The following is a 23650-nucleotide window of genomic DNA, read 5'->3' as shown; positions in this document are numbered from 1 at the left end:
CCTAGAAACCTTCCGTCGAGGTGAACAGGCCCACACGCAGGTCGTCGGCCTGGTAAATGGGTTTACCGTCCACGGACACCACCGCATCGGCGAGGCCCATGGTCAGTTTGCGGGCGATGACCCGCTTGATATTGATCTGGTAGGTCAGTTTCTTGGCGGTGGGCAGCACCTGGCCGGAGAATTTGACCTGACCCACACCGAGGGCGCGGCCGCGACCGGGGTGGCCGAGCCAGCCCAGGTAGAAACCGAGTAACTGCCAGGTGGCGTCGAGGCCGAGACAGCCGGGCATCACCGGATCGGTTTCGAAGTGACATTGGAAGAACCACATATCCGGGTGGATATCCAGTTCGGCGACCACCTCACCGCGATCATGGGCACCGCCGGTCTCGGCAATGCGGGTGATGCGGTCGACCATCAACATGTTGGGCAGCGGCAGGCGGGCGTTGCCCGGGCCGAACAGTTCGCCATGGGCGCAGGCGAGCAGTTCGTCGCGCTGATAGGATGATTGTCTTTCTACGTTAGCGTTACTCAAATCTTTGACTCTCCACACAGGCCAATTCGGCAATGGCATCCCAGCGGGGGATAAAGACCGGCGTCCATTATTGTTGAGCTAGTATGTTGTTGAGCGAGTATATGGATGCCCGATGACTGTTTGACTGCAGAATTAAGACATTTTGCCATGCAGAGTCACCATACTAGCAGACCCGAAATGACCGGGACGGACGTAAGCGTCTCAAAATATGTCCAGCATCGCCGCTCCTGGCGGCCCGCCGCGCCGGGCGCCGGGCTTGCATTGCGGCGGCGTTGTGCCGATCATGCGCCGGCGGCCGCGGGCCTCCGCGAGGCCGGCCGCCAGTCTAATCTATTGTGGGGCAGGACCCCGTCGTCTCAAGGTGTCATCTTCGGACATTCGGTCGTGGGACTGACCGACCCGGACCCAATCACCGGATCAGCCGAAAGAATGATCCGTGACAGGGCAAGGGGGCCGATTTCAGGGAACCCTGGGGCGGCGCGGCCATCGAATCCCCTCGATGCCGTGAAACGGCAACGTGAAACAACAACAGAGCGCGCGGCCGTTGGCTCCCGGATGGCCGGTCGGGCCGATCCTTCCCAGGCGTGTCTCAGGAGGTAACTGGTGGCGGCGGAAATCGGACATCTTTCCCTGTGGGTGGCGTTGGCGGCATCCCTGGTCCTGGCGATCTTTCCTCTGATCGGCGTTCACCGTGGCGTATTGGCCTGGCAGCGCTATGCGCGGCCGCTGGCCTGGCTGCAGTGGATGGCCATGACCGCGGCTATCGTGGCGCTGGGTTACAGCTTTTATATCAACGATTTCTCCATCACCTATGTGGCCAACCACAGCAATTCCGAATTACCGCTTGGCTACCGCCTGTCGGCGATCTGGGGCGGCCATGAAGGGTCGCTGTTGTTGTGGGGCTGGATGCTGGCGGGCTGGACCGCGCTGGTCGGGCTGCTGAGCCGCAGCGTGCCGTTGCCCATGGTGGTGCGGGTGCTGTCGGTGATGGGCATGATCGCGGTGGGCTTCCTGGCTTTCATGCTGTTTACCTCCAACCCTTTCGACCGGGCTCTGCCCTGGTTCGTCATCGACGGTGCCGATCTTAATCCGCTGCTGCAGGACCCCGGCCTGATCGTCCATCCGCCGATGCTGTACATGGGCTACGTGGGCTTCGCCGTGGCGTTCGGTTTCGCCGTCGCCGGCTTGCTGGAAGGCAATCTGGACCCGGCCTGGGCGCGTTGGGCCCGTCCCTGGACCACGGTGGCCTGGTGTTTCCTTACCGTTGGTATCGCGCTGGGATCCTGGTGGGCCTATTACGAACTGGGCTGGGGCGGCTGGTGGTTCTGGGACCCGGTGGAAAACGCCTCGCTGATGCCCTGGCTGGCCGGGACCGCGCTGATCCATTCCCTGGCGGTGAGCGAGAAACGCAACCTGTTCCGCGCCTGGACCGTATTGCTGGCGATCGTCACCTTTTCGCTGAGTCTGCTTGGCACTTTCCTGGTGCGCTCCGGGGTACTCACCTCGGTCCATGCCTTCGCCAATGACCCCAGCCGCGGTGCCTTCATTCTCGCTTTCCTGGTGGTGGTGGCCGGTGGCGCGCTGACTCTGTTCGCCCTGCGCGCCGGCCGGTTGTCCGGGCAGGGCGGCTTCAAGGCCATGTCCCGTGAAAGCTTCCTGCTGGGCAACAATCTGGTGCTGCTGGCCGCCACTTTCGTGGTGCTGATGGGCACCTTGTTCCCGCTGCTGGGCGAGGCCATGGACATCAAGGTGTCGATCCGCAGCCCTTACTTCAACGCCTTCTTCGTACCGTTGACCTTGCTGCTGATCCTGCTGCTGGTCCCCGGCATGATGAGCAATTGGAAGCGCCAGGCCGGCAAGCCACTGGTGCGCCGTCTGCTGTGGCTGGCGCCGGCGGCCCTGATCGGCGGCTGGCTGGGCGCGCGGTTGCCCGGCGCGACGCCCTGGCCCGGTACCCTGGCATTGATTCTGGCTCTGTTCCTGGTACTTGCCCATCTGGATGATGTGGTGCGCCGGGCTCTGGCCTACAACCAGGGCCTGTTCGCCGGGCTGCGTAAACTGACCCGTTCCTATATAGGCATGGTCGTGGCCCATTGCGGGCTGGCGGTCCTGGTGGCCGGCGTCACCGTGGTCAGCTTCCATGAGACCGAGCGGGATGTTCGCATGCGCCCCGGGGATGTGGCGGAAGTGGGTGGCTACCGTTTCGAATTCGAAAGCCTCAGTGATCCACAGGGGCCGAATTATCAGTCCCAGAAAGGCCACTTTCTGGTCAGCCGGGACGGCCGTCCGGTGACCGAAATGAACCCCGAAAAACGCACCTATCGGGCCTCCGGCCAGGTGATGACGGAGGCGGCCATCGACGGCCGGCTGATGCGTGATCTTTATGTGGCGCTGGGCGAGCCCCTGGGTGATGACGCCTGGGCGGTACGCATCTATCACAAACCGATGGTGCGCTGGATCTGGCTGGGCGCCCTGGTCATGGCGCTCGGTGGTGCCTTGGCACTGTCCGACCGGCGTTATCGCAAACCCATGGGAGGAGTGGCTCGTGAACAGGCTTGATCGTGGTAAGCCGCGCCATCAGCGCGGCGTCAGTCTGTGGGTGTTCCTGCCGTTGGTGGCGTTCGTGGCCCTGGCGGTGTTGCTGGCCAGTGGCCTGGGCCGTAACCCGGAAGAGCTGCCCTCGGAATTGGTGGGCAAGCCGTTACCGGCGTTCCAACTGCCTTCCTTATTAGGTGAACGGACCATCACACCGGCTTCCCTGCGGGATCAGAACTGGAAGTTGCTGAACGTCTGGGCCACCTGGTGCCCGACCTGCTACGTGGAGCACCCCTATCTGCTGCAACTGGCGGCCCGGGGGATTCCCATCATCGGACTCAACTACAAGGACGAGACCGACGCGGCGCGGGACTATCTGGCCAATCTGGGCAACCCCTACAGCGAAGTGGTGGTGGACCAGGACGGTCAGTTGGGGCTCGACCTGGGCGTTTACGGCGCACCGGAAACGTTCCTGTTGAATCCCGAAGGGCGGGTGGTATTGCGGCACGCCGGCGATCTGAACGAGCGGGTCTGGGAAGAAAAATTCCAGCCCGTTCTCGACCAGGCCGGGAGTGGGGGAGAACAGTAATGCGTCTGTTGTTGCTCTTGTTGACGGTGCTGGGGCAGGGCGCCCTGGCCGCCATTGACGTTTACCAATTCGACACGGAAGAACAGGAAACCCGTTTCCGCGTGCTGACCGAGGAATTGCGCTGCCCCAAGTGCCAGAACCAGAGCATCGCCGATTCCGATGCCGGGATTGCCCAGGACATGCGCGAGCGGGTGGCGCGAATGATCCGGGAAGGGCATGACGACCAGGCCATCGTCGACTATTTCGTTGACCGCTATGGCGACTTCGTCAGTTACCGGCCGCCGGTGAACGCCCAGACACTGGTGCTGTGGCTGGGGCCGGCGATACTGCTGTTGCTGGGCGGCGGTGCCATCGTGATATTGATCCGGCGGGCCAGCCGCCGGGTGGAGGATGACGAGCAATGACCTTCCTGCTTGCGGTGCTCGGTGCCGTCCTGCTGATCGCCTTGCTGTCCGTGTTTCTGTTATGGCGGCGGGAAACCCGCCGTGACGGCGACCGTGCTTCCTGGTCCGGCCTGGCGCTGCCGCTGCTGGTGGTGGTGCTGGGCGGGCTGGGCTATCTGACCCTGGGCTATCATCCGGAAACCGCCCAGTGGCTGAGCGACCGACGTGAACTGAGCGACGCCGCCCGCCGTGTGATCCAGGGGCAACCGCCGGAAATCGACAATGACAACCTGAGTGCCGCCGCCTTCGCCCGGGTGCTGCAATCCGAAGTGGTCCGTGAGCATCAGACCATGGACGGCTGGTACGCCCTGGGCCTGCTTTACGATCAATTGGGTGCCCCGGCCCAGGCCGAGGAAGCGGCGCGGCGGGCACTGTTCCTCGAACCCGACAACGATGCCGCCCGTTTGCTGTTGGCACGGTCACTGATTCAAGCCAACGAAGGCCGTCTCACCGACGCCGCCGAAGCGGAAATCCAGAAAGTGCTGGAGGCCTATCCGCAGCACGACGGCGCCTGGATGCTGCAAGCCATGGCCGCCAGCCGCGCCCATCGTTATGAACTGGCGCTGCGGTCCTGGCAGGCGTTGCTCGCCCGCCATGGCGAGGGCGAAGCCGGTGACCTGCTGCGGCAGGGCAAGGCCAATACCGAACGGCAATTGGCCAAAGCGCGGCAACTGGATGATCTGCGTATCACCGTCAATGCCGCCGACGTGGCCGCCGGTGGCACCTTGTTCGTGTTCCTGCGCCAGGGCGAGCAGGGGGGGCAGCCGTTGGCGGCCCGTCGTGTGCTGGTGGAGCGGTTCCCGGCCACCGTGGTTTTGCGTCGCGAGGATTGGCTGCAGTCTTATCCGGCGGACCTTTCCGATTTGCGCGCCGGTGCCCGCTATACCCCGGCGCCGGGTTCCAGCGTCGACGAGGCCGGGCTCAGGGTGGCGCCGGAACCGCTGCGCGGCTCGCCCTTGCAGGCGGAGTTGACACTGGGGCAGTAGCCGCTCAAGCCTTTGGTCGGAAGCGGCCTGTACAAAGGTCGCCCTTGTACGCCGCTGACCCGCACGGTAAAGTTCCCGACCTTTGAGAGGCCGTTAAAGTGCGGTCTGGACTGGCGTCTCCATCGGGGCGTCAGCGCAATCAAACGCCGCAAGCGGTTGATTTTCCACGTTCCTCTTGGCGAAACAGACCGCGAAGAGGGGCTTGAAGAAGCCACGGTCTGGCTTTTTCGACACCTTATTAAGGGCGCCGCTTTTCGGCGCCCATTCGCGGTAAGAAGGGAGATTCCTATGCGTGTCATCCTGCTTGGCGCGCCCGGTGCAGGCAAGGGCACTCAGGCGCAGTTCATAAAGGACGCTTTTTCCATTCCCCAAATCTCCACCGGGGATATGCTGCGCGCCGCCGTCAAGGCCGGCACGCCACTCGGCCTCGAAGCAAAAAAAGTCATGGACGCCGGTGGCCTGGTTTCCGACGACATCATTGTCGGCCTGGTCAAGGAACGCATCGCCGAGGATGATTGCGCCAACGGGTTCCTGTTCGATGGCTTCCCACGCACTATTCCGCAGGCCCAGGCGCTGGTGGATGCGGGGATCGACATCGACTATGTGGTGGAGATCGATGTGGATGATCAGGAGATCATCGATCGCCTGAGCGGTCGGCGGGTGCATCCGGGCTCCGGCCGGGTATACCACGTCACTCACAATCCGCCCAAGGAAGAGGGTAAGGACGATGTTACCGGTGAGGAACTGGTGCAGCGTGACGACGATAAGGAAGACACCGTGCGCAAGCGTCTGGAAGTGTATCAGGCGCAAACCCGCCCGCTGGTGGATTTCTATCAGGATCTGGCCAAGAGCGATGCTGGCAAGGCGCCGGCCTATGTGCGCGTGCCCGGTGTCGGCTCGGTGGAAAGCATCCGGGACAGCATCTTCAAAGCGCTGGGCAAGTAATACACACCCGCGAACCTCATTCATAAGAGGTTGAAAAAGGAGCCATACGGCTCCTTTTTTTATGCCCGCCTTATTATGCCCGCCCGCCGTCCACATGGCGGCCCCCTTCGGGCCGTCGCTAGAGCGACGTCAAAAAATCGTTCCCGACGATTTTTATGGCTCATTGCGGAATAGAGGTGGTGGATGTCTCCGTGCAGACCTGCTGGGAGTGAACTACCGCGTTCCGGGCTCCAGCAACGCCGACCGCTGACACGGAAAGGACTACGAAGCCGCTGTGGGAGCTTGCCTGCGGGCGAATGGACTTCCGGGCCCAAGATTCGCTTGCAGCGGCCCGCCGCCCGGATCAGCTCCCACAGCGGCTTCGTAGCGGCCAAACAATTTATATCTCCCTGGCCCAGCGGGACAGCAGTGACAGGAAGGGCACTCATGCCTGCCGGCTCCGCTGTCCTTGATGGAGGGTAATACCGTTTCCCTCTAAACCGCGATAAGCCTTTTTAATGCCCCCTGTTCCGTGGAGGAGTCCCTTTCCCATGCCGGCATCACGGTGATTCCGGTAGGGATGTTGGTTTCCTTTTTTCCGCTTACTCGCCCCTGAGAGCCTGTTTGCGATCTATTCTCCATCGCGCCGGCGATGAAATGGTAAACAGGCTCTTAGTGCCACCGGTGGTAACACTTCGTTGCGTTCGGTAAAGCAAAGTGGCGAGAGTGGAGGTGTGTCGCCATTCAACAATCCGGCGGGAAATGGAATACGGATGGCGTGTTGTTCGATCCGCTAACGAAGATTCTTTTCGTTATTGCCGGTCACGGCGGAGTGAGAAGGGCGAGCGTCTCTTCCGCCGCTGAAGAGCGATGGAAATCTTCTTTTGTTTTCTTTTTACGCGGTCGCGCATCGATCTGATTAAATAATGTACCAAGTGATTTTTTTTTATGCTATTTTCCGATTGTCGAAGTAAGTGACGTCATAGGATTAGGAGATCGATCATGGCACAAGCAAAGAAAGCCGCAGCGCGGAAGAAAACAGCGACCCGTAAAAAGGCCGCTACCGCCAGCAAAGCACCGGCGGTTCCGAAGTCCGTAAGCAACGCGGAAGCGAAAGCCAAACTGCAGGAAAAAGCGGTCGGCCAGGCAGAGAAGAAAGTTGCCCAGGCGCAGGCCAAACTGGATCGCCAGAAGAAAAAAGTGGATACGGAGAACGGCAAGCTGGCCAAGCTCCGCACTGATCTGGCCGCCAAGCGCGACAAGGCGAAAGGAAAAGCTACCGCCGCCGCCAAGCGTGCCGTCGAAACCGCTCGTGGCAAACTCAACACCCAACGTTTGAAGCTGCAGGACCTGCGCGGTGAAGCGAAACTGATTCGCGCGGAAATCCAGGCGGCTAAAAAAGTGGTGACTCGCGAGAATAAAAAGCTGCGTACTGCTCAGCGGAATCTGACCAGCAAGCTGCGTGAATATCAGCGCAAGCTGGCCAAGAAAGAGAAGGCCGAGCAGAAGAAAGCAGAGCAAAAAGCGAAGCGCGCGGCTCGCAAGAGCACCGCCAAGAAAACCACTGCGCGTAAGAAGACCACGACCCGGGCCAAAACCAAAAAGGCAGCGACCCGCAAGAGCGCGACCCGTAAGACTCCGGCGCGCAAGAAAGCCGCTCGTCGTGCTCCGGCCCGCAAGAAGGCCGCCACTGGCAGCGCAAGCTAGGTCCCTTCGATCACTCCGGCCCCGTCTCCATGGCGGGGACCGGAGCTCCTTTCCGAGCCTGATCTCTCTTTCGTTCCGGAGCCGGCAGTCACCGGGGCCGGAGCGAGCGGACGGCAAAGACCGACCTGGATCGCGTCAACATGCCCTTGAAGCCAGAGGGGCTTCCCGTTCCTTTTCCGCACTATTCCTGTGCAATAATTAGATCAAAGAAACGTGTTGATAATAATTCGCATTAGGGTTAACCTGCTTTCCAGAGATTGAGGAGTAGGTGTGGCATGTACGTTTGTCTCTGCAACGGCATCACTGACGGTCATATACGGGAAGCGGCCATGAATGGTTGCGACAGCCTGCGTGATCTTCGTCGGGAACTTGGGGTTGGCAGTCAGTGTGCCAAATGTGCCCGCCACGCCCGTCAGGTACTGCGTGATACCCGTAGCGCGGTAGCGGCGACCTCCGTCTCTGTTTCCTCCGATCAGTCGGTTGCGGTGCAATATTGGCCGCAGCCGGCTTGATCCCATGAGCAAGGTCGGCAAAGACTGATTCTCATTTGTATAACTACTTGTATTTATTGGAATTTTTTCCGATATCCCTTGCCCGTGCCGGGCTATTGCTGAACAATATTGGCACCCCAAATACCGGCACGGAGACCACCCATGAAAGGCGACAAGAAGGTTATCGAGCACCTGAACCGGGCGCTGGGTAATGAGCTGATTGCGATTAACCAGTATTTTCTGCACGCCAAAATGTACAAGGATTGGGGACTTCATGCTCTGTATGAGAAGGAGTACCACGAGTCCATCGATGAGATGAAGCACGCGGACTGGCTCATCGAGCGCATTTTGTTCCTGGAAGGGGTGCCGAACCTGCAGGATCTGGGCAAGTTGATGATTGGTGAAAACACCAAGGAAATGCTTTCCTGCGACCTCAAATTGGAGCACCTGGCGGTACCGGATCTGCGTGAAGCCATGGCCTATTGTGAGTCGGTGCAGGATTACGTCAGCCGGGATCTGTTCCGCCGTATCCTGGAAAGCGAGGAAGAACATATTGACTGGCTGGAAACGCAGCTGGGTCTGATCGAGAAGGTGGGTCTGGAAAACTACCTGCAGAAACAAATGGAAACCGCGGAAGACTGATCGCGCAACTTTTAGCCGCTCTTCCCTTGACTCTCAAAAGGGCTTTGGGAATAATGCGCAGCCTCTCAGGGCGACACGCTCTGGAGACAGTTAAAGCGCTGGTAGCTCAGTTGGATAGAGCATCTGGCTACGAACCAGAAGGTCGGGGGTTCGAATCCTCCCCAGCGCGCCATACAAACAAAAGCGGCTCCCTTTAGGGAGCCGTTTTTGTTTGTATCGTACTGCGGGAGTTATTCAGCAGAACCCCCCGGTTCGACCAGCCCGGCTTGCCGGGCGCAGGGCGTCATCGCAAGCGATGACGGGGCGCAGCCCCGAGCCGCCAAAGGCGGCGAGCCTATCCTCCCCGCACCATCGCTTTCCAGTCCCGCCGAGCTTGCTACCGCTTAGGGAGCCGCTTTTGTTTGTATCGTACTGTGGGAGTTATTCAGCAGAACCCCCCGGTTCGACCAGCCCGGCACTTTCTCATCGGATCAGCGAATCCTCTCCCTGCGCCTGAATGTCGACAACTTCCCAATATCCACAGCTAAGAACTTTTCCCCTGAACACCTCGAAGCCCTGTTAACACTGCGTTTCCGACCTTTAGCAGAAAAAATCGTCCAATCCGCCATCTTGCCTGTTGTCGACAATGCCGCTACATTGCGCCGCACAAGAGTTGGCTTTCGCTGCCCAAAAGGCGGCTGAAATATGACGAGGCCGTCAAGGCCCGACGCTGAATCCTACAGGGGGAGCGCCTGATGACCGCATTACTGTCCCAGGGTCTGGAGTTGATGCTGCTCGGTATGGGAGTGGTGATGACCTTCCTGCTGATTCTGGTGGGTGTGATGGTGACCATGGCCGCGCTGATTAACCGATTCGCGCCGGCTGCCACGGCGCCGCCCGCCGCTACGGACAACCCGGCTTGCTCCGCCGAACAACCGTCTCCACAAGTTCTGGCCGCGATTCAGGCCGCCATTCGACAACATCGGGCTACCCGCCCCTGAGCCGATCGGAACCTCCCATGACCGCGACCCAACCCCTGCGCATCACCGATGTCGTCCTGCGCGACGCCCATCAGTCCTTGCTGGCCACGCGCCTGCGTCTGGATGACATGCTGCCCATCGCGGAGAAGCTCGACCAGATCGGTTATTGGTCTCTGGAATCCTGGGGCGGCGCCACTTTCGACGCCTGCATCCGTTACCTTGGGGAAGATCCCTGGGAGCGCATTCGGGAACTGAAAAAGGCCATGCCGAACACGCCGCAGCAAATGCTGCTGCGCGGGCAGAATCTGCTCGGCTACCGCCACTACGGCGATGACGTGGTGGACGCCTTTGTCGAGCGCGCGGTGAAAAACGGCGTGGACGTGTTCCGTATCTTTGATGCCATGAACGACATGCGCAATATCGAGCGCGCGGTGGCGGCGGTGATCAAGCAGGGCGGGCACGCCCAGGGCACCATCGCTTACACGGTCAGCCCGGTGCACACCCTGGAGGTGTGGGTGGAGCAGGGCAAACGGATCGAAGCCATGGGCGCTGATTCGGTGGCGATCAAGGATATGGCCGGGTTATTGACCCCCAATGTCGCCTATGAGTTGGTGAAGCGTCTCAAGGCGGACTTGTCCATACCGGTACACCTGCATTGTCATGCCACCACCGGACTGTCCACCGCCACCGCGCTGAAAGCGGCGGAAGCCGGCATCGACAACGTGGACACGGCGATTTCCTCCATGTCGATGACCTACGGACACAGCCCTACCGAAACCGTGGTGGCCATGCTGCAGGGAACGGAACGGGACACCGGACTGGATCTGAAACGTCTGGAAGACATCGCCGCTTATTTTCGCCAGGTGCGGCTCAAGTACGCCCGCTTCGAAGGCAGCCTGCGTGGTGTCGACTCACGCATTCTGGTGGCACAGGTGCCCGGCGGCATGCTCACCAATATGGAAAGCCAGCTGCGTGAGCAGAACGCGGAGGACCGCTTCGATGAGGTGCTGGAAGAAATCCCGCGAGTGCGCAAGGACCTGGGCTACATTCCGCTGGTGACCCCCACTTCGCAGATTGTCGGCACCCAGGCGGTGCTGAACGTGCTTGCCGGCGAGCGCTACAAGGCCTTGAGCAAGGAAACCCGTGGCGTGCTGCGCGGCGAATACGGCCTGGCGCCGGCGGCGTTCAACGCGGAATTGCAGGCACGGGCACTGGAAGGGGACGAGCCGGTGACCTGCCGTCCGGCGGATCTGTTGGAGTCCGAACTACCACGGTTGCAACAGGAACTGGAACACAAAGCGCAACAGCAGAATGTGTCGCTGGCACAGGGCGAGCAACGTCTGGACGATGTGCTTACCTATGCGCTGTTTCCTCAGGTGGGGCTCAAATTTCTGGCCAACCGTGGCAATGCGGCGGCCTTTGAACCGGCGCCGGAAGAAGACGGCGATGGCAAAGGCGAGGGGGTCTATACCGTTACCGTGGAAGGGCAGAGCTATGTGGTGTCGGTGGCGGATGGCGGTGATGTCGAGGGCATCCGACCGTTGTCCGAGAATGGTGTTCAGGCGCCGGCCGCCGCATCGTCCTCCCAGGGCGGTGGCGCCGGAGAACCACTGAGTGCCCCGCTGGCCGGTAACATCTTCGAGGTGCTGGTCAAACCCGGACAAAAAATCGAACAGGGACAGAAAGTCCTGGTGCTGGAAGCGATGAAAATGGAGACCGATGTGTCCGCCCATCGTGCCGGCACGGTTCAGGAGGTCCGCGTCAAAAGCGGCGACGCGGTGGCGGTGGGCGACGTCCTGCTGGTCATAGGAGACTGATCCATGGAAGCCTTGCTCAGTCTCTGGCACAGCACCGGCCTGTATCACCTGACCTGGGGACAGGCGGTGATGATCGGGGTGGGTCTGGTGTTGTTGTACCTGGCCATCCGCAAGAATTTCGAACCGCTGCTGCTGGTGCCGATCGGCTTCGGCGGTATTCTCGCCAATATTCCAGTGGCCGGGTTGGCGGAGTCGGCGGTGAGCCAGGCGCTGCACTTCGGTGACAGCGCCTTGCTGGCGCAGATGGCTTCCGCGCTTGGCGTTGACCCGGCGGCGGGTGTGGAAGCCTTGATGCGGGCTTATCACCAGGCGGCGCCGGCTTTGCAGGCGCAACTGCACAACCTGGCTACCGATGCCAATTTCAGCGACGGTCTGCTGTATTTGATTTATACCGTCGGCCTCACCACCGGCGTGTTCCCGCTACTGATTTTCATGGGCGTTGGCGCCATGACCGACTTCGGTCCTTTGCTGGCCAATCCGCGCACCCTGTTGCTCGGCGCCGCCGCCCAGTTCGGCATATTCGCCGCGCTGCTTGGTGCCTTGGCGCTGAACGCGGTGGGCATGGACTTCTCTCTCGCCGATGCCGCCAGTATCGGTATTATCGGTGGCGCCGACGGCCCCACCAGTATCTACGTCACCGCCCGCCTGGCGCCGGATCTGCTTGGCGCCATCGCCGTGGCCGCCTATTCCTATATGGCCTTGGTGCCGTTGATCCAGCCACCGGTGATCCGCCTGCTCACTACCCGCAAGGAGCGGGAAATCCGCATGGAGCAACTGCGTCCGGTGGGGCGCCTGGAAAAAATTCTGTTCCCGATGTTGCTACTGATCCTGGTGGCCTTGTTGTTGCCGGACGCGGCGCCGCTGTTGGGCATGTTCTGCTTCGGCAACCTGATGCGCGAGGCCGGGGTGGTCAGCCGGCTGGTGGACACCACCAGCAACGCCCTGATCAACACGGTGACCATCCTGCTGGGGCTGGCGGTGGGCGCCAAGCTCAGCGCCGAAAGCTTTCTGGTGTTGGAGACCCTGGGCATTTTGCTGCTGGGGTTGGCGGCTTTCGTGATCGGCACCGCCTCCGGTGTGCTGATGGCCCGTTTGATGAACGCCGTTGGCAAAGTGCCGGTGAACCCGATCATCGGCGCCGCCGGGGTCTCCGCGGTCCCCATGGCGGCGCGGGTGGCCAACCGGGTGGGGCTGGAAGCCAATCCGCACAACCACCTGTTGATGCATGCCATGGGGCCCAATGTGGCCGGCGTCATCGGTTCGGCGGTGGCCGCCGGTGTGCTGCTGAACATGGTGGGCTGACATCGGTATCGGTATCCTGGGGCACCCCTATAACCACTCCGGGTGATGATGAACTCCACATGGCTTGATGCCCTGATGCTCCGCTTTCACCGCCTGCGCTACCTGTGGGCGGTGGGCAGCTTTCTGCTCGGTCTGAGCAGCTATTTCCTGGTGGAACGCAAACCCTGGCTGGCCACGGTGCTGACGGTGATCCTGGTCACCACCTGGCTGGCGCTGCTCACCGAGGGGCTGTGGTCGCGGTTTTTACGCGGCCCGGCCATGCAGAAGCTGTCCCAGGGGGCGTTGAAACTGATGCTCCAGGGGGTGCACCAGGAAGCCTTCTTCTTCACGCTGCCGTTCATTCTGCTGCAATGGTCCGGCGGCGCCGCCTATGTGCTGTTCACGGGGCTGGTGGTGACCAGCGCGCTGGTCAGTATCGTCGATCCCCTGTATTTCCGGCTGGCGGCGCACCGGGCGCTGTATTTTGGCTACCACGCCTGGGCACTGTTCGTGGCGTTGCTGGTGTTATTGCCTCTGATCGTCAAGGTGCCCACCAACCTGGCCCTGGATGGCGCCGCCATTCTCACCGCCCTGGTCGCGCTGCCCAGCTTCTGGCGCGTGGGTGGGCCGCGCCCGGTGTATCGCTGGGTGGCACTGGTGTTGTTCTCGGTGGTGATCGCCAGCGTCCCGCTGTGGGGAGCCCGGCTGGTGCCGCCTCTGACCCTGTCATTGGAACACCGGACCATGGCGTTGACGCTCAATCGCGAGCGCCGCGAACCGCTGGTGACCGGTACCCGCTTCGATGCCTCCGAGCTGAGCGGTGGGCTGTTCGCCTATACCGCGATCCGCGCCCCGCTGGGACTGGGGCAGCCGGTCGATCATTACTGGTACCACGATGGCCAACTGGTGGACCGGATCGGCCTGGAACTCACCGGCGGCCGCCAGGAAGGCTATCGCACCTGGTCCCACAAACGGCATTTCCCGGATCACGCCGAAGGCCGCTGGCGAGTGGAAGTGCGGACCGGCAGAGGGCAGGTGATTGGCGTTCTGCGTTTCGATGTGACGCCCTGATACCGGCAGGCCTCTTCGCTGCCAAGGCAGCTTCCCACAGAGGGGGATTACGGAGCCGCTGTGGGAAGCTGCCTTGGCAGCGAATACCGTGCAAGTTTATGTCTCCAAAGCCCGCGAATCGGCTTCGGGCCCAGCCTGTCGGAGAATCCTGCCCTGAATCGGCACGCCGAATCGGCGCCGAATTGGTGCGTCTTCCCTGTTTTGGTTACGTCCGTGTTCTCCGGTTTTTCCCCCTTGCCCTGCTAACTGGCTGAGCTGAAAGGTTTTTCCCTTTTGGCACAGGGTTTGCTCCTGTCTAGCCCGGAATGACAAACCAGTGAGAGTGCCACCAATGGCGGTGGCGCGATCACGAGCAAAGGCGCTCAAGAACGTTCGGTGGTATCCGCCGATCGTTCTCGGGCGCTTTTTTTATGGCCACCGTCCATTTTTAAGGTCGGGCAATTCGAAGTACGGAAGGGGTGTGACGCATGATGGGAATTCAACGGTGGTGCCGCCGGCTGGCGATGCTGATGGGGCTGGTGGCGATGCCGGCCCTGGCCGAGACCGTGGGCTGGCCGGAGAAGGCGGAACTGAAATTCGGCTTCATAAAATTGACCGACATGGCGCCACTGGCGGTGGCCTACGAGAAAGGCTACTTCGAGGAAGAAGGGCTGTTCGTGACGCTGGAAGCCCAGGCCAACTGGAAAGTGCTGCTGGACCGGGTCATCGACGGGCAACTGGACGGCGCCCACATGCTGGCCGGGCAGCCGCTGGGCGCCACTATTGGCTATGGCACCCAGGCTCATATCATCACCGCGTTCAGCATGGATCTGAACGGTAACGGCATCACCGTCTCCAACGAGGTCTGGGAAGCGATGAAAACGTCCATTCCCGAGCAGGACGGCAAGCCGCTGCATCCGATCAAGGCGGACGCTCTGAAACCGGTGGTGGAAGCCTATCGCAAGGACGGCAAGACGTTTCGCATGGGCATGGTGTTTCCGGTTTCCACCCACAACTACGAGTTGCGTTACTGGCTCGCCGCGGGCGGCTTGAATCCGGGCTTCTATGCGCCGCACAAAGGCGATACCAGTGGCCAGTTACGGGCCGATGTGCTGCTGTCGGTAACGCCGCCGCCGCAAATGCCGGCGACTCTGGAGGCAGGCACCATTCACGGCTATTGCGTCGGCGAACCCTGGAATCAGCAGGCGGTGTTCAAGGGCATCGGCGTACCGGTGATCACCGACTACGAAATCTGGAAAAACAATCCGGAAAAGGTGTTCGGGGTCAGCAAGACGTGGGCGGATAAATACCCCAACACCCATATCCGCGTGGTCAAGGCGTTGATTCGCGCCGCCAAGTGGCTGGACGAGAATGACAACGCCAATCGCGCCGAGGCGGTGAAAATCCTGGCCCGCCCCAACTATGTGGGCGCCGACGAGGAAGTGATCGCCAATTCCATGACCGGCACCTTCGAGTATGAAAAGGGCGATATCAGACCGGTGCCGGACTTCAATGTGTTCTTCCGCCACAACGCCACCTATCCGTACTACTCCGATGCCATCTGGTATCTGACGCAAATGCGCCGCTGGGGGCAAATCAGCGAAAGCAAACCGGACAGTTGGTATCTGCAAACGGCGAAAGAAGTGTATCGGCCCGATGTCTATGCCGCTGCCGCCAAGGCCCTGATCGATGAAGGCAAGATGAGCACTTCCGATTTTCCCGACTTCGACAGCGAAGACGGCTTCAAGCCGCCGCAAAGCGAGTTCATCGACGGCATCACCTATGACGGCCGGTACCCGAACGCCTATCTGAAACAATTTCCCATCGGTTTGAAGGACGGCGACCGCCTTTGAGCGGCGAGGAGGAACCATGGCGACGATGACGCTACCGGGCTGGCTGGCGCCTTATCTTGATCTGATGCGCGGCAAGGCCGGGCCGGCACAACAACAGGCCGTGTTGCGGCAACTGGTATGGCCGCTTCTGGGTATAGCGCTGTTCCTGCTGTTATGGCATTGGGCGGCGCAGAACATTCAAACATCGCTGGGGCAGTTTCCCGGCCCCGCCACCGTATGGGAGCAAGCCCAGGCGCTCTACCAGGAGCATCGTGAAGGGCGGCAGCGGGAAGCGGCCTTCCATGAGCGTCAGGAAAAATACATCGAGACGCGCCTGGCGCTGCAACCGGACTGGCAACCGGTGCGCCGGGACTATACCGGCGCGCCCACCTTCTTCGATCAGGTCGGAACCAGTCTGATTACCGTGATGAGTGGCTTTCTGCTGGCCTCGGCGCTGGCCATACCGCTGGGCATCGTGGTCGGCCTGAGCGCCGGCGTGCACGCGGCGGTGAATCCGCTGATCCAGATTTTCAAACCGGTATCGCCGCTGGCCTGGCTGCCGCTGGTGACCATGGTGGTCAGTGCCGTGTACACCAGCAGTGATCCCTGGCTGGCCAAGTCGTTTCTCACTTCCATGTTCACCGTCACGCTGTGTTGTTTATGGCCCACCTTGCTGAACACCGCGGTGGGCGTGACCTCGGTGAGCAGCGATCTGACCAATGTGTCGCGGGTGTTGCGTCTTAATGCTTTCGAGCATGTGCGCCGCATTGTGTTGCCCTCGGCGCTGCCGATGATGTTCACCGGCCTGCGATTGAGTCTGGGAATCGCCTGGATGGTGCTGATCGCCGCGGAAATGCTGGCGCAGAATCCGGGCCTCGGAAAGTTCGTCTGGGATGAATTCCAGAACGGCAGCTCCCAGTCACTGGGCCGCATCATGGTGGCGGTGCTGGTGATCGGGTTGATCGGTTTTCTGCTGGACCGGTTGATGCTGGCGCTGCAACGGTTTCTGGTATGGGACAAGAGCGCCGCGCAGCGCTAGGGGGATTTATGACAGCGTTATTGGAACTGTCCAACGTAGGCATGACCTTTGATACACCCACCGGGCGTTTCGAAGCCTTGAAGGGGGTGAACCTGAAAATCGCCGCCGGTGAATTCGTGTCGCTGATCGGTCACTCTGGTTGCGGCAAATCCACCGTGTTGAACATTGTCGCCGGCTTGCTGCGCGCCACCGATGGCGGCGTGATTCTGGAGCGGCGGGAAGTCACCGAGCCTGGCCCGGAACGGGCGGTGGTGTTCCAGAATCACTCGCTGCTGCCCTGGCTCACCGCCTTTGAGAACGTGGAACTGGCGGTGCGCCAGGTGTTCCGAAAACAGAAAAGCAAAAAGGAAATGCGGGACTGGGTGGCCTATAACCTGGAGCTGGTGCACATGGCGCATGCCATGGACAAGACCCCTCAAGAGATCTCCGGCGGCATGAAGCAGCGGGTGGGCATTGCCCGGGCGCTGGCCATGCAACCGCGCGTGCTGCTCATGGATGAGCCTTTCGGCGCGCTGGACGCGCTTACCCGCGCCCACCTGCAGGATTCACTGATGGCGATTCACGCGCAACTGGGCACCACCGTGATCATGATCACCCACGATGTGGACGAGGCGGTGCTGTTGTCCGATCGTATCGTGATGATGAGCAACGGCCCGTCCGCCACCATCGGCGAAGTGCTGCCGGTGACGCTGCCGCGCCCCAGGGACCGGTTGGCGTTGGCGGACGATCCCGTTTACCACCGCTGCCGGCAAAAGGTGCTGCGGTTTCTGTATGAGAAGCAAAACAAGGTCGCCGCCTTGCCCAGCCGCCCGGACCCGGCGCCGCGGCGGCGGCAGGCGTAATCGGCGTCATGACGGTGCGGACCGGGGCGCGGGTTTGCACCTGATTGGTGCGTTTCCCGCGCCCCGGTCCGTGCGCGGTATGAAAACCGGGCCATGGCCGCTTGGCACAGCGGTTGCTACAACCGGGGGGAAGCCAACCAACATGGATGCTAAGAAGCCCATGCCATTGAAGATCATGCTGGTGGATGATCAGCCGCCGCGGGCCGCGATGCTTGAGCGGGCCCTGGAAGATGAAGGGCACGCCATTCTGTGCCGCCTCACCAGCGCCGCCGGTTTGTCACAGAAAGTGATGGCGTGCAATCCGGACATGGTGATCGTCGATATGAACGCGCCGGACCGCGATACGCTGGAGAGTATGGCGCTGGTGCAGCGCGACATGCCCCGTCCCATCGTCATGTTCTGTGGCCAGGACGACGAGGATCTGATTGTCGCCGCCTTGCGGGCAGGCGTTAGTGCCTATGTGGCCGGCGAAACCGACTTGTCCCGGGTGCGCGGTGTAATGCGCGTGGCCACCGCCCGCTTCCGTGAGTACCAGGCGCTGCGAGAGGAACTGGAGCGGACCCGGGAGGCGCTGGAGGAGCGCAAGCTGATCGAGCGTGCCAAGGGCTTGTTGATGCAGCGGCGGCGTCTGAATGAGCAGGACGCCTACACCATGCTGCGGCGGCAGGCCATGAACACCGGGCAACCACTGATCCAAGTGGCCCGTTCGGTGTTGGATTACGCCGATCTGTTGAAAGCCCAGGGGTGACGATGAAGCAAACTCAGCATGTCCGCATTGGCTATATGCCACTCACCGACAGCCTGCCGCTGGTGGTGGCCCAGCAAGCCGGTTATTTCGCCGATGAGGGACTGGAAGTGGAACTGCAGCCGGAATGGAGCTGGGCCAGCCTGCGTGATCGCTTGCTGGTGGGGCAGGTGAACGCGGCGCCGATGCTGGCGCCCATGCTGTTGGGCACATCGCTCGGCCTGGGTTGCATCAAGAAGCCGCTGGCCACCGCCTTTTCCATGGGCGTCAACGGTAATGGCGTGACCGTGTCGCCGATGCTGTACCACGGTTTGTGCGCGCTGGCGCCGGGGCCCTCGCCCCAGGACATGGCGGTGGCGCTGAACAAGCTGGTGGCGGCCCGGGCCAGCGCCGGTGACGCGCCGCTGGTACTGGCGGTGGTGTTCCCGTTTTCCTGTCACGCCTATCAATTGCGTCACTGGCTGGCGGTGGCGGGACTCGACCCGGACCACGACGTCAAACTGGTGGTGCTGCCGCCCTCGCAAATGGTGGATCACCTGCGATTGGGTCATATCGACGGCTTCTGCGTGGGTGAACCCTGGAACAGTCTGGCGGCGCTCACCGGTGCCGGACATTGCATTCTGTCCGGCTACCAGATCTGGGAGAACGCGCCGGAAAAAGTGCTGGCGGTGACCCGTGAGTGGGCGGCGGCCCATCCGGATGCCCACCGCGCTCTGCTGCGCGCCCTGTATCGGGCGGCGACCCATGCCGATGAGCGTCTGCAAGAGTGCCTTGAGTGGCTGGCGCATCCGGCCTGGCTGGGCGTGCCGGCGGAAGTGATCGGCGCGCCGTTTTCCCAGCGCTTGCCCGGCGGGCTCACTGGTCAGCCGTTTCCGCGTCATCACTTCCATGTCTTCTCCGCCTACCAGGCCAATTTTCCCTGGCGCTCGGACGCGGAATTTCTGCTCGGCGAGATGCAGCGATGGCGGCAGGGCCGCATCGAAGAGAAAAGCACTTTCGCCGCGCAATGCTACCGCACGGATCTGTATCGGGACGCGGTGGGGGATCTGACCAATCTGCCGGAGGTGGATCACAAGCCGGCGGAAAGGCACGCCGGCCAGTGGCGGCTACCCGGCGATCCCGCGCCGGTGGAGTTGGGGCCGGACCGGTTGTTGCAGGTGGAGTGAGGGCTTCATCGGGGGGGCACGGGTCTGTACGAAGGCCTTCCGGGAACGCCGTGAATACGTCCATGTAGGCTCCCGGTTTGACGTCCCTGTCAAACAGGGTCCCGGAAGGCCTTCGTACAGACCCGCTTGGAAGTGAACCGCCGCGTTTGGGGCTCCGACAACGACGAACCTTTCAGGACAGGAGAAATCGCACTCTCACCTCTGCATGACGTTTTTCAGAGGTTTCACAGTGGTTGAAAGAACGCCTGTGCTTGCCGGTTACCTCGAAGCGGAGCCGCGTTACGCCTTTGCGGGACTCTGCTTCACGGTGTTCCCGCAAAGGCGTAACGCGGCTCCGCTGTCCCTGATGGAGGATGACGGCTCCCGCTAAGCCGCCATGGACCTTTTTTACGCCGTGCGCAGTTGTTTGGCGGCGGCCACCATGTTGGCCAGGGCGCCCTGGGTCTCTTCCCACTTGCGGGTTTTCAGGCCGCAATCCGGATTGACCCACAGCCGTTCCTTCGGCAGCCGCTCGGCGGCTTTTTCCATCAAACCCACCATCCAGGCCACGTCCGGCTCGTTGGGGGAGTGGATGTCATACACCCCCGGACCGATGTCGTTGGGGTACTGGAAGTCGCGGAACGCATCCAGCAGCTCCATATTGGAACGGGAGGTCTCGATGGTGATGACGTCCGCGTCCAGGGCGGCGATCGCCTCGATGATGTCGTTGAACTCGGAATAGCACATGTGAGTGTGGATCTGGGTATCATCATCGACTCCCACGGTGGCCAGGCGGAAGCAGTCCACCGCCCAGTCCAGGTAGGCTTGCCATTCCCCCTGGCGCAGCGGCAGGCCTTCGCGCAGGGCCGGCTCGTCGATCTGGATCACCTTGATGCCGGCGTTTTCCAGATCCCGCACTTCGTCACGCAGGGCCAGGGCGATCTGCTTGCAGGTTTCCGAGCGCGGCTGATCGTCGCGCACGAAGGACCATTGCAGAATCGTCACCGGGCCGGTGAGCATGCCTTTCACCGGTTTATCGGTCAGGGATTGGGCGTAGCGGGCCCATTCCACCGTCATCGGATTGGGGCGCCGCACGTCGCCGAAAATGATCGGCGGTTTCACGCAACGGGAACCGTAGCTCTGCACCCAGCCGAAGCGGGTGAAGGCGAAGCCCTCCAGCAGCTCACCGAAATACTCCACCATGTCATTGCGCTCGGCTTCGCCGTGCACCAGCACATCCAGTTCCACTTCTTCCTGATAACGGATGCAGCGGGCGATTTCCTGCTTCATCTGTTCGGTGTAGGCGGCGTCATCGAGTTTGCCGGCTTTCCAGTCCCGGCGCGCTTCGCGGATTTCCCGGGTCTGCGGGAAAGAGCCGATGGTGGTGGTGGGGAACGCCGGCAGTTTCAGCGCGTCCTGTTGTTTGGCGATACGTTCAGCGAACGGGCTCAGACGATCACGGGAAAGGTCGCCGCTGGCGCCGATCCGCTCGGCCACCGCCGGGTTATGTATGCGGGTGGATTCAGAGCGTGCCCGCAGTGCTTCGCGTTGCGCTTGCAGGCCCGCCTCGGCGGCGGCATCGCCGTCCAGCGCGCCGCCCAGCAGGGCCAGTTCATCCAGCTTTTGTTTGGCGAAGCTGAGCCAGCTTTTCAGTTCGGTATCGAGCTTGTCTTCCTGGTCCAGGTCCACCGGGCTGTGCAGCAGGGAGCAGGAGGGCGCCAGCCACAAACGGTCGCCAAGTGCCTCCTTGAGCGGCTTCAGGGTGGCCAGAGCGGCATCCAGGTCGGTGCGCCAGATATTACGGCCGTTGATGTAGCCGAGGGAGAGCACCTTGTCACCGAGCCGGCTGATCACTTGTTCCAGATCGTCATCGCCGCGCACCCGGTCCAGGTGCAGGCCGGCCACCGGCAGTTCCAGGGCGGTGAACAGGTTGTTCTTCAGCGCGCCGAAATACGTGGCCAGCAGCAGCCGGGCGGTGCTGGCGGCGGCCAATTGGTCATACACCCGCAGGTAGGCGCGCTGCCAGGCGTCGGGGAGATCCAGCACCAGGATCGGCTCGTCGATCTGCACCCATTGCACGCCCTGATCCGCCAACCGCTGCAGAATCCGGCGGTAAACTGGAATCAGAGTCTCCAGCAGAGCCAGCTTGGCGCTGTCGTCGGCGCCGTCGAAGTCCTCGCCCTTGCTCAGGTAGAGGTAGGTCAGCGGACCGGGGATCACCGGTTTCGGATCGTGGCCGAGGGCCTTGGCTTCCTCGACCTGCTCGAACAGACTTTCGCGGGCGATGCGGAAGCTCTGATCGGCGGCCAGTTCCGGCACGATGTAATGGTAGTTGGTGTCGAACCACTTGGTCATTTCGCAGGCGGCCGCCGGGGTGCCGGTGGGCGCGCGGCCACGGGCCATGCGAAACAGGGTGTCCAGATCCACGTCGGCATCGGCGTCCTGGCCGAAGCGCGCCGGCACCACGCCGAGCAGGCAGGAGAATTCCAGAATCTGGTCGTACCAGGCAAAGTCGCCCACCGGCAGCAGATCGATGCCGGCCTGTGCCTGCAGGGCCCAGTGCCGTTCGCGCAGACTGCGGCCAACGTGTTCCAGTTCGCTTTGCTGCAAGGTGCCGGCCCAGTAGGCCTCCTGTGCCTGTTTCAATTCCCGGCGGGCGCCGATGCGCGGGAAGCCCAGGTTGTGCAAGGTGGTCATGATCGGTCCTTTCGAATGCGGTCGGATTTCAATGGCGCTATTGTGGTGGGACTGTCTGTTGAGACAAAATCAAATATCTAATCTTTAATATGAGGGTATCTCATGTTGGAGCTGCGCCATCTGCGCACCCTGCAGGCCATCGACGATGCCGGCTCCCTGGTGGAAGCCGCGGAGCGGCTGCATGTCACTCAGTCCGCCCTGTCCCATCAGTTGAAGGATCTGGAGCACCGGCTCGGGTTGGAACTGATCGTGCGGCGCACACGGCCGGTGCGGTTCACCACCGCCGGCAGCCGCCTGCTGGCGCTGGCCCGGCAGATCCTGCCGCTGGTGAAGAAAACCGAGACCGAATTGAAGCGGCTCTCCGCCGGTGACAGCGGCCGTCTGCACATCGCCATCGAATGCCACTCCTGCTTCCAGTGGTTGATGCCGGCGCTGGACCGGTTCCGCGAGGACTGGCCGGAAGTGGAGCTGGATCTGTCCGCCGCCTTCGGCTTCGAGCCGCTGACCGCGCTGACCCGGGGCGATCTGGACATGGTGGTGACCTCGGACCCGGTGGACGACCCGGCGGTGTGCTACCTGCCGCTGTTCCGCTATGAGCTGGTGTTGGCGGTGGCGCGTGACAGTGAATGGGCGGCGCGGCGCTTTATTGAGCCCGGGGCGTTGGCGGAGCAGACCTTGATCACCTATCCGGTGGAGCGTGAACGGCTGGACGTGTTCACCGCTTTCCTTGACCCGGCCGGGGTGGCGCCGGGCTCGGTGCGCACCGCCGAGTTGACGCCGATGATGGTGCAGTTGGTGGCCGCTGGTCGTGGCGTGGCGGCGCTGCCGAACTGGGCGCTGACCGAGTATCTCGATCTGGGTTTGGTGAAAAGCGTGAGGCTGGGCGAGGAAGGGGTCTGGCGCACCCTGTATGCCGCGGTACGCCAGGGGGATCAGACGGTGCCCTTTATTCAGGACTTCATGGAGACCGCCGAGGCACTGTGCTTCAAAAACCTGTCCGGCATCCGGCGGGTCAACCTATCAGCTTGAGTCCGATGATGCCGCCGACGATGGCGGCCACGCACAGCAACCGGGCCGGTGTCGCCGGTTCCTGGAACAGCACGATACCGAGAATCACCGCGCCGGTGGCGCCGATGCCGGTCCACACCGCGTAGGCGGTGCCTACTGGCAGGGTTTTCATCGCCGTGGACAACAGCCAGAAGCTGATGGCCATGGCGGTGACGGTGAGCAAGGTCGGGAGCGGGCGGGTGAAACCTTCGGTGTATTTTAGCCCGATGGCCCAGCCGGTTTCCAGCAGACCCGCGAGGAACAGCAGATACCACGCCATGACGAGGTCCTTTTCGTGGCGGGGTCGTCCCCGGAACAGGCGGCGCTCAACGCCGCGCCCCGAGGTC

21 protein-coding genes and 1 tRNA gene are annotated in these 23650 nt (G+C 62.0%); 19 read left to right on the top strand and 3 right to left on the bottom strand.

Annotation, left to right across the window (positions count from 1 at the left end):
* Nucleotide 1: 1 nt before the first annotated feature.
* On the bottom strand, nucleotides 2–571 hold the full coding sequence (gene fabA / locus CRO06_RS17620; RefSeq protein ID WP_051414282.1) for a 3-hydroxyacyl-[acyl-carrier-protein] dehydratase FabA: 570 nt from the start codon (nucleotides 569–571) through the stop codon (nucleotides 2–4).
* 564 nt (nucleotides 572–1135) lie between these two features.
* Here fabA and CRO06_RS17615 point away from each other — a divergent pair.
* From CRO06_RS17615 to CRO06_RS17530, 18 genes are all read left to right on the top strand, one after another.
* Nucleotides 1136–3091 (top strand): heme lyase CcmF/NrfE family subunit, encoded by a 1956-nt coding sequence (locus CRO06_RS17615; protein ID WP_022996748.1) that lies wholly within the window; start codon nucleotides 1136–1138, stop codon nucleotides 3089–3091.
* A complete protein-coding gene (locus CRO06_RS17610) occupies nucleotides 3078–3656 on the top strand; it encodes a DsbE family thiol:disulfide interchange protein (protein ID WP_022996749.1) in 579 nt (192 codons plus the stop codon). The genes CRO06_RS17615 and CRO06_RS17610 overlap by 14 nt, the downstream gene beginning before the upstream one ends.
* Nucleotides 3656–4060, top strand: coding sequence for a cytochrome c-type biogenesis protein (locus CRO06_RS17605; protein WP_022996750.1), 405 nt, complete (start codon nucleotides 3656–3658; stop codon nucleotides 4058–4060). Before CRO06_RS17610 ends, CRO06_RS17605 begins: the two co-directional genes overlap by 1 nt.
* The gene (locus CRO06_RS17600) at nucleotides 4057–5085 is read left to right on the top strand and encodes a tetratricopeptide repeat protein (protein WP_097059018.1); all 1029 of its coding nucleotides are present in this window, start codon (nucleotides 4057–4059) and stop codon (nucleotides 5083–5085) included. The genes CRO06_RS17605 and CRO06_RS17600 overlap by 4 nt, the downstream gene beginning before the upstream one ends.
* 288 nt (nucleotides 5086–5373) lie before the next feature.
* Nucleotides 5374–6030, top strand: a complete 657-nt coding sequence (gene adk / locus CRO06_RS17595) for an adenylate kinase (protein ID WP_022996752.1) — start codon at nucleotides 5374–5376, stop codon at nucleotides 6028–6030.
* Between the two features lie 981 nt (nucleotides 6031–7011).
* Nucleotides 7012–7716 carry a hypothetical protein gene (locus tag CRO06_RS17590; RefSeq protein ID WP_022997597.1) on the top strand — a complete coding sequence of 235 codons (705 nt, stop codon included), beginning with the start codon at nucleotides 7012–7014 and terminating at the stop codon, nucleotides 7714–7716.
* Between the two features lie 275 nt (nucleotides 7717–7991).
* On the top strand, nucleotides 7992–8228 hold the full coding sequence (locus CRO06_RS17585) for a bacterioferritin-associated ferredoxin (RefSeq protein WP_080530697.1): 237 nt from the start codon (nucleotides 7992–7994) through the stop codon (nucleotides 8226–8228).
* Nucleotides 8229–8369: 141 nt separating this feature from the next.
* Nucleotides 8370–8849 (top strand): bacterioferritin, encoded by a 480-nt coding sequence (gene bfr / locus CRO06_RS17580; protein WP_022997596.1) that lies wholly within the window; start codon nucleotides 8370–8372, stop codon nucleotides 8847–8849.
* Nucleotides 8850–8944: 95 nt separating this feature from the next.
* Nucleotides 8945–9021: transfer RNA gene (locus CRO06_RS17575), tRNA-Arg, on the top strand.
* A 562-nt stretch (nucleotides 9022–9583) separates the two neighbouring features.
* Nucleotides 9584–9829, top strand: coding sequence for an OadG family protein (locus CRO06_RS17570; protein ID WP_014993914.1), 246 nt, complete (start codon nucleotides 9584–9586; stop codon nucleotides 9827–9829).
* Between the two features lie 17 nt (nucleotides 9830–9846).
* On the top strand, nucleotides 9847–11625 hold the full coding sequence (gene oadA / locus CRO06_RS17565; protein ID WP_097059017.1) for a sodium-extruding oxaloacetate decarboxylase subunit alpha: 1779 nt from the start codon (nucleotides 9847–9849) through the stop codon (nucleotides 11623–11625).
* Between the two features lie 3 nt (nucleotides 11626–11628).
* Nucleotides 11629–12927, top strand: coding sequence for a sodium ion-translocating decarboxylase subunit beta (locus CRO06_RS17560; protein ID WP_097059016.1), 1299 nt, complete (start codon nucleotides 11629–11631; stop codon nucleotides 12925–12927).
* A gap of 48 nt (nucleotides 12928–12975) precedes the next feature.
* Complete coding sequence (locus CRO06_RS17555; protein ID WP_097059015.1) at nucleotides 12976–13977, top strand: DUF5924 family protein; 1002 nt, start codon at nucleotides 12976–12978, stop codon at nucleotides 13975–13977.
* A gap of 503 nt (nucleotides 13978–14480) precedes the next feature.
* Nucleotides 14481–15809, top strand: a complete 1329-nt coding sequence (locus CRO06_RS17550) for a CmpA/NrtA family ABC transporter substrate-binding protein (protein WP_425319674.1) — start codon at nucleotides 14481–14483, stop codon at nucleotides 15807–15809.
* 16 nt (nucleotides 15810–15825) lie between these two features.
* Nucleotides 15826–16827, top strand: coding sequence for an ABC transporter permease (locus tag CRO06_RS17545; RefSeq protein WP_097059013.1), 1002 nt, complete (start codon nucleotides 15826–15828; stop codon nucleotides 16825–16827).
* 8 nt (nucleotides 16828–16835) lie between these two features.
* Nucleotides 16836–17669, top strand: a complete 834-nt coding sequence (locus CRO06_RS17540) for an ABC transporter ATP-binding protein (protein ID WP_022995700.1) — start codon at nucleotides 16836–16838, stop codon at nucleotides 17667–17669.
* A 142-nt stretch (nucleotides 17670–17811) separates the two neighbouring features.
* Nucleotides 17812–18417, top strand: coding sequence for an ANTAR domain-containing response regulator (locus tag CRO06_RS17535; RefSeq protein ID WP_026948953.1), 606 nt, complete (start codon nucleotides 17812–17814; stop codon nucleotides 18415–18417).
* Between the two features lie 2 nt (nucleotides 18418–18419).
* Nucleotides 18420–19580: a CmpA/NrtA family ABC transporter substrate-binding protein gene (locus CRO06_RS17530; protein ID WP_097059012.1), complete on the top strand. Its 1161-nt coding sequence runs from the start codon at nucleotides 18420–18422 to the stop codon at nucleotides 19578–19580.
* Between the two features lie 387 nt (nucleotides 19581–19967).
* Here CRO06_RS17530 and metE read toward each other — a convergent pair whose 3' ends face one another.
* Nucleotides 19968–22256, bottom strand: a complete 2289-nt coding sequence (gene metE, locus CRO06_RS17525; protein WP_097059011.1) for a 5-methyltetrahydropteroyltriglutamate--homocysteine S-methyltransferase — start codon at nucleotides 22254–22256, stop codon at nucleotides 19968–19970.
* 102 nt (nucleotides 22257–22358) lie between these two features.
* On the opposite strand from metE, the gene CRO06_RS17520 reads away from it, so the two are divergent.
* Complete coding sequence (locus CRO06_RS17520; protein ID WP_022993971.1) at nucleotides 22359–23285, top strand: LysR family transcriptional regulator; 927 nt, start codon at nucleotides 22359–22361, stop codon at nucleotides 23283–23285.
* Here the strand turns inward: CRO06_RS17520 and sugE are convergent.
* Nucleotides 23269–23583: a quaternary ammonium compound efflux SMR transporter SugE gene (sugE, locus tag CRO06_RS17515; RefSeq protein WP_014993925.1), complete on the bottom strand. Its 315-nt coding sequence runs from the start codon at nucleotides 23581–23583 to the stop codon at nucleotides 23269–23271. The two genes, CRO06_RS17520 and sugE, sit on opposite strands and share 17 nt — an antisense overlap.
* Nucleotides 23584–23650: the final 67 nt, after the last annotated feature.

Origin of the sequence: Alloalcanivorax xenomutans (assembly GCF_900217905.1) — a bacterium.
Taxonomy (GTDB): Bacteria; Pseudomonadota; Gammaproteobacteria; order Pseudomonadales; family Alcanivoracaceae; genus Alloalcanivorax; species Alloalcanivorax xenomutans.
The sequence above is the reverse complement of the archived record's forward strand: the minus strand, read 5'-3'. Positions and strand labels throughout refer to the sequence as shown.